Annotated in this window: 18 protein-coding genes; 9 read left to right on the top strand and 9 right to left on the bottom strand. The window is 68.6% G+C overall.

All coding sequences use genetic code 11. The annotated features are described in order from the left end of the window. Positions 1–24 precede the first annotated feature (24 nt). The 4 genes from ACQEWB_RS23275 to ACQEWB_RS23290 all read right to left on the bottom strand — a co-directional run bounded on the left by ACQEWB_RS23275 (position 25) and on the right by ACQEWB_RS23290 (position 3,977). Positions 25–1,659, bottom strand: coding sequence for an MFS transporter (locus ACQEWB_RS23275; protein ID WP_432834029.1), 1,635 nt, complete (start codon positions 1,657–1,659; stop codon positions 25–27). Continuing rightward, complete coding sequence (locus ACQEWB_RS23280) at positions 1,656–2,981, bottom strand: YcaO-like family protein (RefSeq protein WP_432834031.1); 1,326 nt, start codon at positions 2,979–2,981, stop codon at positions 1,656–1,658. Before ACQEWB_RS23280 ends, ACQEWB_RS23275 begins: the two co-directional genes overlap by 4 nt. Continuing rightward, complete coding sequence (locus ACQEWB_RS23285; RefSeq protein WP_432834033.1) at positions 2,978–3,154, bottom strand: hypothetical protein; 177 nt, start codon at positions 3,152–3,154, stop codon at positions 2,978–2,980. Before ACQEWB_RS23285 ends, ACQEWB_RS23280 begins: the two co-directional genes overlap by 4 nt. Positions 3,155–3,254: 100 nt before the next feature. Further along, a complete protein-coding gene (locus tag ACQEWB_RS23290) occupies positions 3,255–3,977 on the bottom strand; it encodes a TfuA-like protein (protein WP_432834035.1) in 723 nt (240 codons plus the stop codon). Positions 3,978–4,011: 34 nt separating this feature from the next. On the opposite strand from ACQEWB_RS23290, the gene ACQEWB_RS23295 reads away from it, so the two are divergent. Continuing rightward, positions 4,012–4,962 (top strand): ATP-grasp domain-containing protein, encoded by a 951-nt coding sequence (locus ACQEWB_RS23295; RefSeq protein WP_432834037.1) that lies wholly within the window; start codon positions 4,012–4,014, stop codon positions 4,960–4,962. Here the strand turns inward: ACQEWB_RS23295 and ACQEWB_RS23300 are convergent. Together ACQEWB_RS23300 and ACQEWB_RS23305 are read right to left on the bottom strand one after the other, a co-directional pair. Then, positions 4,940–6,199, bottom strand: coding sequence for a KamA family radical SAM protein (locus ACQEWB_RS23300; RefSeq protein ID WP_432834039.1), 1,260 nt, complete (start codon positions 6,197–6,199; stop codon positions 4,940–4,942). The two genes, ACQEWB_RS23295 and ACQEWB_RS23300, sit on opposite strands and share 23 nt — an antisense overlap. Before the next feature lie 228 nt (positions 6,200–6,427). Beyond that, the gene (locus ACQEWB_RS23305; RefSeq protein ID WP_432834041.1) at positions 6,428–7,489 is read right to left on the bottom strand and encodes an oxygenase MpaB family protein; all 1,062 of its coding nucleotides are present in this window, start codon (positions 7,487–7,489) and stop codon (positions 6,428–6,430) included. 97 nt (positions 7,490–7,586) lie between these two features. Between ACQEWB_RS23305 and ACQEWB_RS23310 the strand changes: the two genes are divergently transcribed. Beyond that, the gene (locus tag ACQEWB_RS23310; protein WP_432834043.1) at positions 7,587–8,315 is read left to right on the top strand and encodes a TetR/AcrR family transcriptional regulator; all 729 of its coding nucleotides are present in this window, start codon (positions 7,587–7,589) and stop codon (positions 8,313–8,315) included. A gap of 497 nt (positions 8,316–8,812) precedes the next feature. Here ACQEWB_RS23310 and ACQEWB_RS23315 read toward each other — a convergent pair whose 3' ends face one another. Beyond that, positions 8,813–8,977 (bottom strand): hypothetical protein, encoded by a 165-nt coding sequence (locus ACQEWB_RS23315; protein ID WP_432834045.1) that lies wholly within the window; start codon positions 8,975–8,977, stop codon positions 8,813–8,815. Positions 8,978–9,611: 634 nt separating this feature from the next. Between ACQEWB_RS23315 and ACQEWB_RS23320 the strand changes: the two genes are divergently transcribed. The 3 genes from ACQEWB_RS23320 to ACQEWB_RS23330 all read left to right on the top strand — a co-directional run bounded on the left by ACQEWB_RS23320 (position 9,612) and on the right by ACQEWB_RS23330 (position 12,380). Further along, positions 9,612–9,776 carry a hypothetical protein gene (locus tag ACQEWB_RS23320; RefSeq protein ID WP_360715749.1) on the top strand — a complete coding sequence of 55 codons (165 nt, stop codon included), beginning with the start codon at positions 9,612–9,614 and terminating at the stop codon, positions 9,774–9,776. A gap of 333 nt (positions 9,777–10,109) precedes the next feature. Beyond that, positions 10,110–11,291, top strand: a complete 1,182-nt coding sequence (locus ACQEWB_RS23325) for a hypothetical protein (RefSeq protein ID WP_432834047.1) — start codon at positions 10,110–10,112, stop codon at positions 11,289–11,291. Positions 11,292–11,519: 228 nt separating this feature from the next. Further along, positions 11,520–12,380 (top strand): Shedu anti-phage system protein SduA domain-containing protein, encoded by an 861-nt coding sequence (locus tag ACQEWB_RS23330; RefSeq protein ID WP_432843963.1) that lies wholly within the window; start codon positions 11,520–11,522, stop codon positions 12,378–12,380. A 194-nt stretch (positions 12,381–12,574) separates the two neighbouring features. Here the strand turns inward: ACQEWB_RS23330 and ACQEWB_RS23335 are convergent, their stop codons facing one another. Together ACQEWB_RS23335 and ACQEWB_RS23340 are read right to left on the bottom strand one after the other, a co-directional pair. Further along, positions 12,575–13,114 carry a GNAT family N-acetyltransferase gene (locus tag ACQEWB_RS23335; RefSeq protein WP_432834049.1) on the bottom strand — a complete coding sequence of 180 codons (540 nt, stop codon included), beginning with the start codon at positions 13,112–13,114 and terminating at the stop codon, positions 12,575–12,577. After that, on the bottom strand, positions 13,111–14,394 hold the full coding sequence (locus ACQEWB_RS23340; protein ID WP_432834051.1) for an XRE family transcriptional regulator: 1,284 nt from the start codon (positions 14,392–14,394) through the stop codon (positions 13,111–13,113). Before ACQEWB_RS23340 ends, ACQEWB_RS23335 begins: the two co-directional genes overlap by 4 nt. A 241-nt stretch (positions 14,395–14,635) precedes the next feature. Here ACQEWB_RS23340 and ACQEWB_RS23345 point away from each other — a divergent pair, with 241 nt between their 5' ends. The 4 genes from ACQEWB_RS23345 (at position 14,636) to ACQEWB_RS23360 (ending at position 15,868) form a co-directional block, all read left to right on the top strand. Further along, complete coding sequence (locus ACQEWB_RS23345) at positions 14,636–15,082, top strand: ATP-binding protein (RefSeq protein ID WP_432834053.1); 447 nt, start codon at positions 14,636–14,638, stop codon at positions 15,080–15,082. An 11-nt stretch (positions 15,083–15,093) separates the two neighbouring features. After that, entirely contained in the window at positions 15,094–15,291 is a 198-nt protein-coding gene (locus ACQEWB_RS23350) for a hypothetical protein (RefSeq protein WP_432834055.1), read from the top strand. Positions 15,292–15,310: 19 nt separating this feature from the next. After that, positions 15,311–15,499, top strand: a complete 189-nt coding sequence (locus ACQEWB_RS23355) for a hypothetical protein (protein WP_432834057.1) — start codon at positions 15,311–15,313, stop codon at positions 15,497–15,499. Between the two features lie 189 nt (positions 15,500–15,688). After that, positions 15,689–15,868 (top strand): FxLD family lanthipeptide, encoded by a 180-nt coding sequence (locus tag ACQEWB_RS23360; protein ID WP_210875011.1) that lies wholly within the window; start codon positions 15,689–15,691, stop codon positions 15,866–15,868. Positions 15,869–15,969: the final 101 nt, after the last annotated feature.

Below are 15,969 nucleotides of genomic sequence, written 5' to 3' on the forward strand. Positions count from 1 at the left end.
GGCCGGGTGGGGCGGCTGGGGTCATCAGCGGGTGCCCTTCTCGGGTGCGGGGGGCTCGGAGGCGGCTTCGTCCGGGGCGGGGTGCGCGGGTGTGACCTGCTTGCGGGTGGGGTGCGCGGGTGCGAGCTGCTCCGGTACGGCTTCGTCACGGGCGGCTTGCTGGCGCGCGACTTCCTCACGGCCGGCCTGCTCGGGTGCAACTTCCTCCCGGGCCGGGTGCTCGGGTGCGCGCTGCTCGGCGGCGGCTTCGTCGCAGGCGGCTTGGTCGGGCGCAGCTGCCTCGCAGGCGGCTTCCGCGCGGGCGGCTCGCTCCCGGGCAGGTTGCTCGTGGCCGGGTTGCCCAGGTGCAGCTTCGTCGCGGACGGCTCCCTCCCCCGCCACCCCCTCGCGCCCGTCCGCCTCGACACCGGGCAGTCGCCGCAGCTGTCGTACCTCCCGGCTCAGCAGAAACGGCAGTCCCGTGGTCGTCACCAGGCCCGCCGCCGCCAGCGCCCCGCCCAGGCCGCCGCGTTCGCCCCAGTGGGCCGTGGACCAGCCGGCCAGCACGCCCCCTGCCACCGAACCCAGCGGGATGGTGCACAGGTTGACCGTGCGGGCGGTGGCGTGGACTCGGCCCAGTAGGTGGGGCGGGGTGATCAGTTGGCGCAGGGTGGTGACGCTGATGTTCCACACCGGCAGCCAGAGCGCGGAGACGAAGGCGATGGCCACGACGACCGTGGTCGATCCCGTCAGCAGAGCCAGGGGGGCCGCCGTCCAGACCACGCCCTCCGTGACCGTCGCGAGCAGCACCGGCCCGACCCCGGCCCGCTCGACCAGGGCGCGGCTCGCCGCCGCGCCCAGCACCGCGGCCAGCGCGCCCGCGGTCAGCACAGCCGCGGCCAGTGCGGGCGGCAGGTCCAGCGCCCGGTACAGGAACAGCAGCAGCACCGTGTCGACCATCGCCATGCCGAGGTTGCGCAGCGCCGCGGCCGCCGACAGCGAACGCAGCAGCGGCGTACGCCAGATGTACCGCGCCCCGTCCAGGATCTGCCGCCGCCAGGGGGTCGGTTCGGGGTTGGGTACGGCCGATTCGGGCGCCCGGATGGCCAGCAGCCCGGCCGCCGAGGCGACGAAGCTCGCCGCGTTGGCGGCGACCGCGAGCGCCGGGCCCAGGAGTTGCGTGACCGCGCCGCCGAGCGCGGGGCCGCCGGCCCGGGCGACGCTCGCCGACATCTCCAGGCGCGCGTTGCCGAGCGACAGCAGCTCCCGGCCCACCAGGCGGGGCAGATGGGTCTGGTAGCCGACGTCGAAGACGACCGTGCAGACGCTCACCATGGCCGCCACGGTGTACAGCTGCCACAGGTCGAGCCGCCCGGCCAGGGCCAGCGCGGCAAGGGCCGTGAACAGGGCCAGCCGGGTCAGATCGGCCGCGATCATGTACGGCCGGCACCTGACCCGGTCCATGAACGCCCCGACGAACAGCCCCAGCGCCGGAAACGCCACGGTGGCCATCGCCCGCACCACCCCGACCTGCGGTGCGGTGGCGTGGAGCGTGAGAATGGCGAGGCTGGGCAGCGCGAAGAGCGAGATCTGATCACCGACGAGACTGACGCTCTGCCCGAGCCACATCCGCCGGAAGTCCCGCCGCTGGGCCCGGGGTTCGGCGACGGCGGAGCTCACGGCACGTCCATCGGATCGGTGCCCGGCCCCGACAGATCGGTGCCCAGCCCCGACTCGCACATCCCGAACGGCCCCTCCATCCCCGTGACGATCACCTTCGCCACCGGCACCCCGAACTCCGCCCGGGTCAAGTCCACGGCGACGGCGGTGTGTTGAGGATGCCGCCCCGTCACCGCCCGTACCACCGCCCCCAGTTCGTCAGTCCACGAGCCACCCGACAAATCCCCCGGACCCCTCGGATCCCTCGGATCCCTCGGATCCCTCAGATCCCTCAGATCCCTCAGATCCCTCAGATCCCTCAGATCCTCCCGCTCCCGGAAGTCCGTCTCCGCGGGCTCCGCGGCGAGTTCGTCCCACACGGCCCGTGCCAGCTCCGGCGCCCGGACCCGCTCCAGTTCCGCGCGGCTCAGGTCGTCCCGGCTGCCCGCGATGTACGTCAGCCGCTTCTGAAGCGCCTCCTTGACCGCCCCGGCGAAGGCGACTGCGGGCAAGGGATGGCAGGCGAAGCCGTCGTGCACGCCCGCGTCGAGGACGTCCTGCCGGTCGGGCGCGGACAGCACGACACAGCCGTAGCAGGGCACTTCGGTGTGCGAGGTCACGTCCCAGACGGCGAGTTCGAGGCCCGCCGCACCGGTCATGCCGATCAGTCGGCGGCAGGTGGGGTCGGTCACCGTGTCGAGGCGGATCCGGTACGACGCCGAGTCCGCCCGCCAACGGGACTCCGCGTCCCGCTCCACCACCTCGCACAGGCCGTGCAGCAGCGCCTGGTCGAGACCGTTGCCGGAGGCGAGCCCGTTGGAGTTTCGGGCGAGACCGGGTTCGCCGAGCTGGTCGGCGACGAAGTTCATGGACACGGACTCGTACGGCACCCAGGTGTCGGCGCCGGTGACCAGATCCGTGCCGCGCAGCCAGCGGCGGGACTGCCCGGGCGGGACCGATCCGCCGAAGGCGCGCGGGAGTCGGGCGGGGTCCACGACCCGGGCCACGGCAGCGATCTCCGCGTACGTGCCGGTCCGTGTCGGCAGCCGTAGGTGCTCCGCGTGCCAGGTCTCGACGGCCTCCATCAGCGCGCCGACCCTGGCCGCGGCCGGCGTGAGCCCCTTGCCGATGCTGGTCACCAGGGAACGCGCGGTGGGGCGCAGCGCGAGACAGACCGGCAGGCCCACGTGGTCGAGACCGGTGACGTCGGCCAGCCTGGTTATTCCGATGCGATTTCCCACGGGGCCGAATCTCCGCAGTGTTTCTTCCGGAGGTATTTCCGAAACCCTCCGATTATGGAGACGCTGCGAAGATCCGGCCCCCCGGTATTCCGGCAGGCTCAACAGGCCCCGTTGGCCGCGCCCGCGCTGGACACCGAGGACTTGACGGCGTTCGCCGCACCGGCGGAATTCACCCGGCGCTTGACGGAGTTGGCGGCGCCCGCACTGTGCACGGAGCCCTTGACGGCGTTGGCCGCGCCGGAGCTGGCGACCTGCTGCCGGATCGAGTTCGACATGTGCCCTCCTTCAGCTGGATGACAACTGGATCAACCGGATCACTGGATCACTGGATCACTGGATCGACCGGATCAACTGGATGACAATCAGTGGCCGATGTTAGCAATTCCCTTCGCTTTCCTGAAGAACCAGGAAGCTGTAGGTCTCCTCGAAGGTGAAATCCTCGACGCCTCCGCACTCGTCGAGTTCACCGTTGGCAATGCGCCACAATGTCTCGATCGCGTCGGCCCGTTTGAGGTTGGTGTCGGTTTCCCGGAGAAAGCGGCGGAGACGGTCGGCGGTCTCGCCGACCCCCGCGTCGGCCATCACGCGGGACCAGTGCCGGTCCGCATAGAACACCCCCTTGGCCCGCCTGACCAGCCGCTCCTCCACCTCCCCCGAGATCACTCCGGCCCGTCGGGCGAGCTCGAGGCCGTATCGGATGTTGACCATCGGCTCGGAGAGCGGGCGATACCCGGATTCGGCGTCCCCGTGGATCACAGCGACCTCGTCGTCGTCCTCGTACAAACCATCCTTGTACGCCGAAAAGATCCGGCCATATCCCTGCATTCCGTAGCGGTATAATTCGGCCGCGCGCAGCGCGCCCATACTGGAGCAGCCGACCACCGTCACACCCAGGGACAACGCGTACATGATTTCCTTGTGCCACACCGAGGGAACTCCCTGGAAATAGCCGTCGACCAGCACAATTGTCCCGCAGCCCGCGCGAACTGCTCTCAGGACGTCACCGACGGAGACCGGCGGAAAGAATTCGGCCGTGGGCAGTGTCTTCTCGGCCTCGGCGACCGGAAGTGTCGGCCCGAGAAACACACGTGTCGTCATACTGAGTCCATCCGAAGCGGCTGTGGAGGTGGCGGTGGGCGAGTCCGTTTGGCTGCTCGACCGGATCCAGAGCGACTGGGAGGTCGACACGCTCCGCGAGGCGCTGACCGACCGGGGAATTCCCGCGGAACGCGTCGACTGGGCGGACATCCAGCCGTACGCCGTCCCGCCCGGGTTCGCCGGCCCGCAGGGCATTCGCGAGGCGCCCCGCCTCGCCGTCGTCACCGCCCGGGTGCTCACCCGGCACACCGAGGGGGACCTCGCGCTGCTCTACGACTGGCTCGCCATGCTGGAGGAACAGGGCGCCCGGCTGGTCAACCCGGTCGAGTCGCTGCGGGTCTGCCAGAACAAGGTGCGGCAGGCGGCGCGGCTCGCCTCGGCCGACCTCCCGGTGCCGCCGACGCGGGCGGTGCGCAGCGCCGAGGAGGTCGAGCGGTGCCTCGCGGAGTGGGGCGACGTCATCGTCAAGCCGATCACCGGACACGCCTCGGTGGACGTGATCCGGCTGGTGCCCGGCCACGGGGGCGGCCAGCAGGGCAGTCTGCTCGGGCTGCGCGAGGACATCGTGCTGTGGCACTGGCTGCGCCGCCACCATGTGCTGTGCGCACAGCGGTTCGTGGAGAACCCGGGGCGCGATCTGCGCGCGGTCGTGATCGGCGACCGGGTCGCCTCGTGCCACTTTCACATCAGCACCGCGCCCGACGGCAGCGTGCGCAGCCTGCTGCACCCGCTCCAGTGGGCCCCCGCCGAGCTGACGGCCGACCTGGAGCGGATCCTGGTCCGCTGCCTGGAGGTGCTCGGCCTGGACCTGGCGACCGTCGACCTGGTCGAGGGCCCCGACGGCCCGGTCGTCATCGAGGTGAACCCCACGGTCAGCCGCTGGGAACCGGTCGAGGGCACCGACCTGGACCTCACCCCGCACGGCATCACCGCGGCCCAGGCCGACCTGCTCACCGACCTGCTCACCGACCTGCTCCACCCGTGAACGGGCCGAAGTCCCCACCCCCCGCGACGGGTTGAAGCTGGGACCACCAGGTCGCCGCCGGATCGAACCGCGCCATGAACGGCCGCCCCACCCAACTCGGCTCCCGAGCCTGCAGATACCGCAGCACGAACACCCGCTCCTCCCCGGCCCCCATCACCCCGTCCACGCACACCTTGCCCTCGTCCGCGGACATCACCGGCCCGCGCACGGTCCGGGCCAGCCCCGACACCCGGGCGTAGGCGTCCCGGTAGATCTCCCAGGCCCGCACGAGCGGCACGGCGAAGTGGTCCTGGGGCCCGGTGTCCCGCTCGACGAACAGGTAGTACGGCACCATGTCGAGCCGTACCGCCGAGGACCACAGCTCCTGCCACAGCGCCGCCTCGTCGTTGACGCCCCGGATGAGCGGGGCCTGCACCCGCACCGAGGCGCCCGTCTCGCACACCCGCCGGACCGCCTCCACCGCGACATCGGTGCCCAGCTCCCGCGGATGGGAGTAGTGGGCCATGACCACGAGCCGCCGCCCGGCGGCCACCACCCGCCGGAAGAGGGCGAGCAGTTCGGCGGCGTCCGGATCGGAGACGAAGCGGTACGGCCAATAGCTCAGTGCCTTCGTACCGATCCGCAGCGTCGACACATGCGCGAGCGAGTCGGCGAGCAGCGGCTCGACGTACCCGGCGAGCATCCGCGCCGACATCACCAGCGGATCGCCACCGGTCAGCAGCACATCACTCACCTCGGGCCGGCTCCGCAAGTACCGCACCACGGGCCCCACTTCACCGGCGAACCGGAGATCGGCGTCCCCCACGAACTGCGCCCACCGGAAGCAGTAGGTGCAGTAGGCGTGGCAGGTCTGCCCGCGCCGCGGGAAGAACAGCACGGTCTCCCGGTACTTGTGCTGGATGCCCGGCACCGGCCGCCCGTCCACCACGGGCACGTTCCGCTCCCGCTGCCCCGACGGATGCGGGTTGAGCCGCGCGCGTATGCCCCGTACGACCTCGTTCATCCGCCGGCGTGACGCCGAACCCGCGACCAGTCCCGCCACCAGCTCCCGGTCGGCGGCGGGGAGCATCTCCGGCTGCGGGAAGGTCAGCCGGAACATCGGGTCGTCCGGTACGGCCGACCAGTCGATGAGCTCGTCCACGACATAGGAGTTGGCCCGGAAGGGCAGCACCTCGGCGACGGCCCGAGCCTCCAGCCGGTACCGCTCGGAGAGCGCCGGCGACCGACTGAGAAGCACCTCCAGGTCCCTGCTGCCGTACGGGCGGAAAACCTCGGTAGGTGTCCCCTGCACAAGCAAGCCAGACCCCTCCGTCGCACGCCGACGCGCCCTCAGCAGCCCTGTCCGGTCTCCCTTCCTAGCAAAGGCCCCAGGGGGCGGCCAGTACGCGTCCGTGGCGAACCGCGATTACCGGACAGGGCCGGGAGAAGGGGTGACTGCCGCGCTTCCCGGCCACGAATCTCGTCGCTATGCCAGCGGCCCCAGGCTCTCCTGGGACTCGATGAGCCCCTGCTCGCTCGGCGCCTCGCCGTCGTCGAAGACCCGGGCGGACTGGCGGGCGCGGAAATCGAGGTGGGCCTCGGTGGGCTTGGCGTAGCCGTGGCGGGTGCGGGCTTCCGCGGGGGTCAGCACCTCCTCCTTGCGGGGCGGGATGCCGAGCTTGACCGGGGCGACCACCGCGACCGTGGAGGGCGAGATCAGTCCCAACAGGCGTAGTTCGACCCTGGGGTTGAGGTGGGCGAGGGCGAAGGACGTCTTCATGACGGGCACGATGAGCGCGTCGAGGAGGCGGGACTGCCGGATCCCGGCCAGCTCGCGCATCCAGCGCGGCAGGGTGGCGATCGTGGCGATCCGCTGCGCCCTGGCCACGGCCAGCCGCACCGGCTTCGCCCAGAACGGCACCGGCGGCAGGACGAGTTCGGTCTTGAGCAGGTGGTTCATGGCCTGCCGGGCGATCGGGCTGGCGGACAGGTGCGGGCGCATCCGGGCGAAGTACTCCCGGACACCGTCACGACTGCGGGGGACGTCGTCCGGGGAGCAGGTCTGGAGTTCCGCGGCGAGGGCGCACGCCTCCCAGTACTCGGTCTCCTCCGCCGCGGTGAGCTTCCCGGGCCCGTACTTCTCGTACGCGTAGAGGATCGAGTGCCAGCCGGTGAGCTGGATCCACAGCTGCGAGGCGGGGTCGTTGGCGTCGTATGTCCCACCGCCGTAAGGCAGTTGGCCGATCGCCTTGGAGTGCACCTTCACCAGGACGTCCGCGGCCTTGCACACCTCCCGCGAACCGGCGAAGGCCACCATCGCGAAGTAGCGCAGGGTCCGGTCGTAACGGGTGCGGGAGCGCCGGTAGATGCCCTGCGTCGCGTGGACGGCGGCCACCAGAGGCGGGTCGAGCTCCTCCACGACCACGGCCCGCTGGAAACCCACCGTCGGCGCGGTCGGATGGCTCCAGACCTTCCACACCACGGAACCCGGCCCGAAGAAGCCGTAGTCCTCATGCGGTTCGACCTCGCCACGCTTCAGCTTCGCCATGGAGCCGCTCCTTGTGCGTGCGCGGCGCCAGCCGCCCCGATCCCCGATTACGACACTGCTGTCGTAAATTAAGACACGAGTGTCGTAAACTGCCAAGGTGTCAGCGCCCACATCTTCGTCCCCTTCTCCGGAAGGCCGGCCACGTGCTTCGGAAGACGGGCCGCGTTCCTCGGAAGACAGGCCGCGTTCCTCGGGAGGCGGGCCCCGCAAGCGCCGCCCCTACGCCCCGCGCGTCCCCATCGAGCAGCGCCGCGAGCAACTCCTCGACGCCGCCCTGGCCGTGATCGTGACCGACGGCTACGACCGGATCTCCATCGACGCCATCGCCAAGCGGGCCGACGTCGCCCGCTCGGTGGTCTACGGCGCCTACGAGAACCTCGACGCCCTGCTGACGGCCCTGCTCGACCGGCAGCAGGCCCGCGCCTTCGGCCGACTGCTCGAAACGATCCCCGGCACGCAGGAATTCTCCGACCCCACCGCCTTCGTCGCCGAGGCGTTGCGCCGCATGTCGGCGATGCTCCGCGAGGACCCGGACACCTGGCGCCCGATCCTCCTCCCCCCGGGCAACATGCCCACGGTCGTCCGAGACCGTATCGAGGCGGACCGCGAACGCTTCCGACGCCGGGTCGAGACCTGGCTCACCCACACCCTGGCCGACCGCAGCGACGCCCCGCCCCTGGACCCCCGGATCCTCGCCCACGCCCTGGTCGCCTGCGCGGAACACTTCGGCCGAGTCGCCCTCACCGACCCCACCAGATTCGACCCGGCCCACCTGATCACCCAGGTCCAGCTGATCCTCGGCGCCGTCTGGCCGCGGAGGCGGTGACGGGTCGGGGCTTCGGGCACCTCCCTCTCAGCCAGGGTGGTGGCTGCGGGTCAGCGACAGGAAGGCGATGTGCTCGGTCACGTCGGTGAACACGTCGTGTCGCGCGACCAGGTGCGGGGGAACTGCCTCGGAGAGGAGATTCATCTGGCCGCCTGCTGATCGGCAACTTCCTTCCCGCCGGGCCGGAGGAAGGTGAACAGCCGCGCGTGCACCGGGCGGAAGCCGGCCAGTCCTCTCTCGCGTCCCGAAGCCCTCCTTGGCCCGGGTGGTGAGGCCGAGGCTCTCCCGCAGATGCCCGCACGCAACGGCCAGTACGGCCGGGCGTTCGGACCGGCCCGCGATCGCTTCGAGTTCACGTGTGATCAGGTCACGGCGGACGCGTACCGCCCGGCTGCCGGACATCTGGTTCAGCCGGCCGTAGATCGCCGCCCCACGCAGGAGCCGGCGGGAAGCGGCCGGTGCCCGTAGATCATGTCGATCAGGCCCGCGTCGCCGGCCTATCCGCGAGGGCGGGCAGGGGCCCGGCTCGTGAACGGGTCCTCGTAGAGATACCGGGTGACGGGATGATCCGGCGCGGTGCTGCAGAAACGGTGCCATTCCTCGTCGTCGGTGACGGAACACGCCTCGACCAGACCGGTGTCGTCCACCATGACTGTGCTCATCGCCAAAGGAGCGCCCCGACCGGTCAGAACCGGTCGGGGCGCTGCACAGCAGGTCGTAGGGGGTACCCCCGCCACCCGCACCGTAGGCCCTGTGGGACTCGAACCCACAACCAATGGATTAAAAGTCCTGGCCAAAGCTCACTGGGTGGTTCCGAATGCTGACTCGGTGTCCGGAACCACCAGGTCAGAACAGGTCTTCTTTAGGCACGGTCCACGTCAGAACACCTCCTGCCGGACCGTCCGCTCACGCATCGCTCACGCAGGGCACCCCGCGTGAACTGCACAGAACACTCTGGACGGGACACGCTTGCGGATCCATCCAAGATCACAAAAAGTAGGCTCGACCCTACAGACACCAGCCCGTTCGACGGGCAGCCTGGGTGTATCGGCTCAGACACGTTCCCGTGGCGCGGATCTTCAAGATCAGTAAATGCCTCAACTCTGATGCTGACCCGCGCCCTCACAGCGACGAGTGTTGTCCGCGGTGCCTCAATGTGGCTCGGCTCGTTGGGTTCAGCCGCGTGTCCGTCCAATCGTGCGGGTGAAGCCGAGAGTGATCACGAAATGTACCCAGTTGGGTACTGACTTCGCGGTGCGAGACGGAGAGGCTGGCGCCCGAGGTGGGGAGCAGCCGGTGAGCAGGCTCGCTGTGGAATTCGAAGTCGTTACTGCCATTTGTGCCGCGCGGGTTCTGATTCGCCAACTCCGAGGGCTGTTGCTGGACATCGGCAACGCAATCCGCGCCTGGCGCTCCGTGCGCGACGCCTTGCGGGACGATCAGGAGGAAGACCAGGGCTGACCCCTGCCCTCGCACCGCCTGGGCGGCGGGCGGACGGCGCCAGTCCCAGGGCGCTCAGCAGCCGAGACCGCTGTTACCGCCGAGCTGAATCTCTCCGGCCGGCCTGGTGACGAACGGGCGCGGCGTTCCGTTTCGGAACAGCCGCAGGTGCTGGTCGGTTCTGAACGGGCACTGCTGATCATTTGCTCCGCGTCTCCGTCGGCAGCGAGTGACGGCGCACGATCATCAAGGGCGTGCGGACGACGGCGACAGCTCGGACTCAACGCAAGCGTCGCCGGGACGCTGCAGAAAACCCGCGAGAGCAGCGCACGGAGCAATCTATGATCGTTCGTCATGGGCGTGTACATAAGCCGACATCGAACAGATGCGACACCGAAGCGAGCATCGGAGTCGGATGCCGAATTCTTCGAACGGATCGCTGGTCCGTTCTGGGACCAGGTTCGAGATGTGATCAACGAGTGGTGGTCACACCTGCCCCCCGATGCTCAGCCCGGCCTGCGCAGTCGGCTACGCGATCGCAATTCCGACGCGAACGTCTTCTCCGCGCTGTGGGAGCTGTACGTGCACGAGATGCTGCGCGGATCCGGTTGCACCGTGGAGATCGAGCAGCAAATAGGCACAGGGGGAAAGTACCCAGACTTCCTGGTCACCCATGGCGACCAGCAATTCGTTGTCGAGGCGATCTGGACGGCCGAGAATCTGGACGCAACCGGGAGCCGCTCGCTCCCGCCTCAGGTGGTGGACGCGATTGACCGCGTTCCGAGCCCAAACTTCTACGTAGCGTACAAGGTTGACAGCGTTGGCTCGACCACACCGCAGCAACGGCGGTTGAAGAACGAGTTGACACGATGGCTGGCAAGCTTGGACCCCGACCAGGTCACTGCCGAGTATGAGCAGAAAGTGCCGCTACCCAGGCATACCTGGCAGGAGGCAGGTTGGCGCCTCAGCTTCGAGGCGATCCCCCGCAGCCCCAGCAGGCGAGGCGATCCGACGAGCAGGGCAATCGGCTTCCATCCCTCGGTGTGGGTCGCCGATGACTCAGATCGGGTACTCAAAGCCGTGAGAAAGAAGGGCAGGAAGTACGGCGAATTGGGGCTGCCATTCATCGTGGCGGTCGGCAATTCAGCGGTCTTTCCCGAGGATGAAGACACCGAAAGCGCGTTGTACGGGACCTCGGTCGAGTACGCCCACCACACCGGATCGGCCTTCGGTCGCAATGCCGACGGCTACTGGACTGCCGCGCAAGGTCAGGCCCATAGCCGGGTCAGCGGCGTACTGACCGTCGACAACCCGGCACCTTGGACCTGGGCGAAGAAGGTCCCAATCCTCTGGCAAAGCCCCGCACCTGACTCGCTCCCTGCCCCCGTTCTCCCCGCCTGGGAAACGGCACAGTTGGTCGATATTCGCATCGAACGCCAGCCAGCGGCTCGCCCCATCCACACGTCCCTTGGTCTGCCTGAGCACTGGCCGATCGGGGACGCTTTTCCCCGGCGTCGACCAAGCACCGAAAGCTAAGGGAACGACGCGAACGGGCGAACATCCCAGGGATGGCGAGATGAAGAATGGACCAACTCGATGCCGCCTACTACAACAGAGTGAACCTGCATCAAGCTCACAGGCTTCGCGCATATAGCCACAACCGCGCCGCAGACTCGGTAGCCTGACTCCATGGAGAATAATCAACGATCTGAGAGTGCGTTCGAGACAGTCGTTCCGGATCGAGATCCAGATCGGCCTATGGCTATGACTTGGGACAGATACTCAGACCAAGCGCTTTCCGAGTGGTATAGCCTCCTCAGCAGAAGCCCCGAAGAGGACGAGGTTCAGCGTTTCCTCGAACTGCACCCGGCCATGATTCCGGGAGGCAGCGGCGACGTGGGGCCCGGAGGGCACCATGGATCAGACATGGGAGCAGTATTCCGGCGCCCGAAACTGATTGGCGCAGGTCGCTCGTTTGAGCCGGACTTTATGTGGGTCACTAGATCATCCGGCCTGATCACGCCAATTCTCATCGAGATTGAAAAGCCATCTAAACGCTGGTTCAGAAAAGATGGACGACCTACCAGCGAGTTCACCGAAGCCCGCGATCAACTCAACGACTGGCGCTCCTGGTTCCGCCGGGATGGAAATCAGGCACTATTTCGCGAAACATTTCTCCTACTCGGCGAGAAGTACAGAAACAGACCACTCGAGCCGCAATTTGTATTGATCTATGGGCGTGAGTCAGAATTCAAGATGGGCGGTGGCCATTCGAACCCTGACGCATTGCGGTACAAGCGGGACCAACAGAGAGGAGAGAGTGAATACTTCATGACATTTGACGCACTGCGTCCACGCTACGATCACTCCATCTCGATGACCCTCACTATGACTGCCCAAGGTCCAAAGATTCACGCATTTTCGCCAGTTTATGGAACGGGAACAAATACTGGACCCAGGGCGCTCCGCCTGAGCGACGCAGAGGCCGCTTTTTCTCGCTCGGTCATGATGACCGAAGAACGGCGCGAGTACTTGAAAAAGCGATGGGATTATTGGCGAAATTTTGAACAACAGGAACGTCCTGCCTCCAGTCGCATCCGCACTCGCCGCACAGGAATCGAATAGACCGTCCGGCCATTGCAACAGAAATCCACTGGCACTCGCCCCCGTCGTACCAGGTAGTACGACGGGGGTCCGGTAAGGGATGGTGCTATCAAAGAGTTCTCCGAGGGGCCACGAGTCAGCAAGGCCCATATCACCGGGCTGGGGCACGAGTTGGAAATCGGCTGGTTGTGGCAACAGCCAGCCCGGCACACCTGTCAGCGGTTGGCACGGATCATCACTGTGAGGACCGGCGAGACTGGCGACGGCTGGCTCTGCCCAATGTCCTTGTAACCCCACGACTCGTAGAGCGCGTGGACCTTTCCGTCCCCGGCGGCAGGGTTGACCATGAGCGTCACGTACGGCTCGTCGCGTGTGGAGAGGAGGGCGTCGTGGATGCGGCGGGCGGTGCCGGTCTTCCGCCAGCTCGGTCGGACGCCGATCTCCTTCAGGGCCACGGCCGGACGCTGGGTGTACTTCTCGGCGGGCGTCGGGCTGGTGCGCTGCCAGTAGCGGTCGCCGTGCTCGATGGTGTTGCCGTAGGCGTAGCCGACCGGATGCTCGTCCGTGTACGCGAGGACGGCCGTGAATCCCGGCTCGGTTCCGTGCCGGTCCAGGCGTTCGCCGAACGCGGTGACCGCGTAGTTCGGCAGGTGGAGGAGCGGGGCGCGGACTTCGGCGTACACGTCAAGCAGGTCGCCGCGGGCGGTGTCGAGAGTGGTGAAGGTGCGTAGTTCGATGGCGGGCGCCGTGGTCATGCGGCCATCCTCCAGGCGGCGGTGTGCTCGGTCCAGGTCTGCGCGGTGGAGCTGCCCGGCGCGGTGGCGCGCAGTGCGGCCCCGAACTCCTGCAGCATGCGCGTGACCCGGGCGTGCTGGGTGGCGGCTTCGGCGGGGACCTTCATCGCGGTGGCCGTGGCGGCGTCGGGGGCGCCCTGGGCGAGCTGAGCGTGTGCGAGCCGGGTGGTGGTGATTGCGCGGGAGCGGATCATGTGGGGGCGGAGGGCGGCCAGGCAGCGGTGGGCGTGGTACTCGGCGGTCGAGTAGTCGCCGAGCGCCAAGTGGGCGGAGAGGGCCAGGGAGTCCAGTTCGGCCTGGTCGTAGAAGGCGAGCATCCACACCGGCCGGTAGTCGGCGGGGTCGGCGCGCAGCATGGCGTCCTGGGCCTGCTCGAAGGCGCGGCGGGTGCCGGTGCGGTCCTGTGCCGCGCCGTGGATGGCGCCCTGGCGGGCCAGGCCGAGGGAGGCGAACAGGGGGTCTCGGCGGGTGAGGTGCAGGTTGCGGGCGACGTCGTTGGCGGCGAACGCGTCGGCGGGGCGGCCCATGTGGCGGTACATGGTGCCAGCGTGGCTCCAGATGCGGAACTTGATCGCCTGGTCGCCGGACATCTCGGCGAGGGCCTGGGCTTCGCGCATGTGCGCCTTGGCGACGTCGTAGCGCCGGCCGTCGATGGCGGCCCACATCGCGGAGGAGCGGAAGGCGGCTGCGGAGGCGTAGAGGTTGCTGCGTACCCGCTGGGTGGCGCTGCCGGCGTTCTGGAGGTTGAGCGCCTCGTCGGCGAGGGCGGCGGCCCGCTGTTCGATGCCGAGTTGTCCGCCGTGGCGGTGGTCGCTGGCGATGATCTCGGCGAAGCGCTTGTTCAGGCGGTTGACGTCGCTCATGCCGATACGGCGCGGCGATGCGGTGCCAGGAGCGGCTGCTGCTGCGGCCGCCGCCGCGATGCTGCCGACGAGGGTGCGGCGCTTCATGTCGGGGTCCTCCTGCTGCGGTGGGGCCGGGGTGGACGAAGGCCGACCCCGTGGCACGAACCCTAAAGCGATGGCTGGTAGTCCGGTGACGTCCTCAAGTGCCTTGCGGGCGGCTGACTTTGGCCACGTGACCCGGCCCGCTTTCCATGCCCGGACCGATGAGCCGTCGAGTCCTCCAGGGCGCCCGGTCAACCGTTCAATGGCGCTGTTCACGGCCTCGGCGAGGCTGTTGGAGCTGTAGCCGTGTTCGGTCATCCACGCCTCAAGAACGGTGTTGCGGGTGGTGTCCATGCGAGCACGGTAGTCCGCGCGATCCCTCCCCACCAGGTAAAGGGCAGGCCAAAACGCCCTAGGCGGGTCCGTCGGCTGAATGTCTGAACGCCCTAACCAGCTTGGCGAGAAAGGGAGTTGTCTGGGTGCTGGTCGCCCACCGCGCCCCACCGTGCGGGCGGCTGTTGACGGCCCGGTCCGCCCCTGAGGTTCCCCCGCGGGGGCGGGCCGGGCGCCGAGACGACACGAAGGCTCCACCCCAATGACGAGTCTGAGATCCCCAGTTGAGGCCCTCTCCGTCGGCCACCCCACGTACAGCCAGACCTTCCCGTGTCAGCCGTCCACGGCCGAGATCGGCCGCGACCTCGTCCGAGACGTCCTCGGTGTGTGGCACCTCGGCGGCCTCGCCGACCGTGCCGCGCTGATCGTCACGGAGCTGATCGCGAACGCCTCCAGGCACACTCTGTGTCCCGAGATCCGCCTCACGGTTGGGCGGCCGAGCGCGACACGAGTGCGTGTCGGGGTCGTGGACCGGGAACCGACGCGTCTGCCCATACTCGGCCAGGCGGGTGACGACGATGAGTCGGGGCGCGGGCTGCTCCTCGTCGACGCGGTCGCTGACCGGTGGGGCTACGACCTGCATGGCTCGGGCAGACGCCCTTGGGGCAAAGAGGTCTGGGCGGAACTCCGTATCGAGGGCGGCAAGTGAGCATCCCGGCGATGGCTCCGTCGCCCCTTCCGGATCTCGCCCGACTCCGGCCCCGGCAGCAGATGGCCACGGACTGCGCCCTCTGCGCCCGGCTGCTGGGAGCGAGCGGTCGACGGCTGGGCGAGATACGCCACCGGGACCTGCTGTTCCAGCTCTGGGCCTGCGCTCCCCACTGCCAGGCCGCCAGATCGACCATCCCGACCAGCTGAGAAAGGGGAAGTCCTTCGCATGGAGTGGCGGTGGACCACCGGTGATTGCTGGCTCGGCTGCGGACGTACCGGAGTCCTGGTGATCTGGCTCGGCCCGGTGCAGTGGGACGGACAGCACGCCCCCTTCTACGCGTGCGAGCCGTGCCTCGATCGCCTCCAGGCCCAGGCGCTCGCCTACTTCATGGAGCGGCGGCCGGCATCCGCTTGATCAGACTCCCGGCACACGACTTCCCGGCGTGAGGCAGGCACCCCGCGAGGACTTCCCCTGCGGAGCACGTCCCCTCGCGCCGGGCGGCCAGGAGTCGTCCGGAAAGCAGCCATCTGGCATCGCTCCCGTGGCGGCACCTGGTGGGCGCTCCAGCCCAGTAACACCACAACGATTAAAAGGAGTTGAAGCATGACGCGCAGCACCGTAGTTCCCAGCCGCACCGAAGTACGCCCGCAGATCCCGGGGGCATCGGACGGCTTCGACCTGGACGTCTCCCTCGTCGAGATCGTCGACCCGGCGGGCCTGGTCAACCTGACCGACGACAACTGCGGGTCCACCTGCGGCGCCTGCACCACCAACGTCGCCTGATCCGGCCCCAAGCCATCCCGGTCTGGTGCCGCCGCGTCTCCACGCGGCGGCACCAGCCGCCCGCCCCCTCACCTACGGAGGTACTTGGTGGTTGCTCCGCG

Source organism: Streptomyces sp. CA-249302 (assembly GCF_050936785.1).
Taxonomy (GTDB): Bacteria; Actinomycetota; Actinomycetes; order Streptomycetales; family Streptomycetaceae; genus Streptomyces.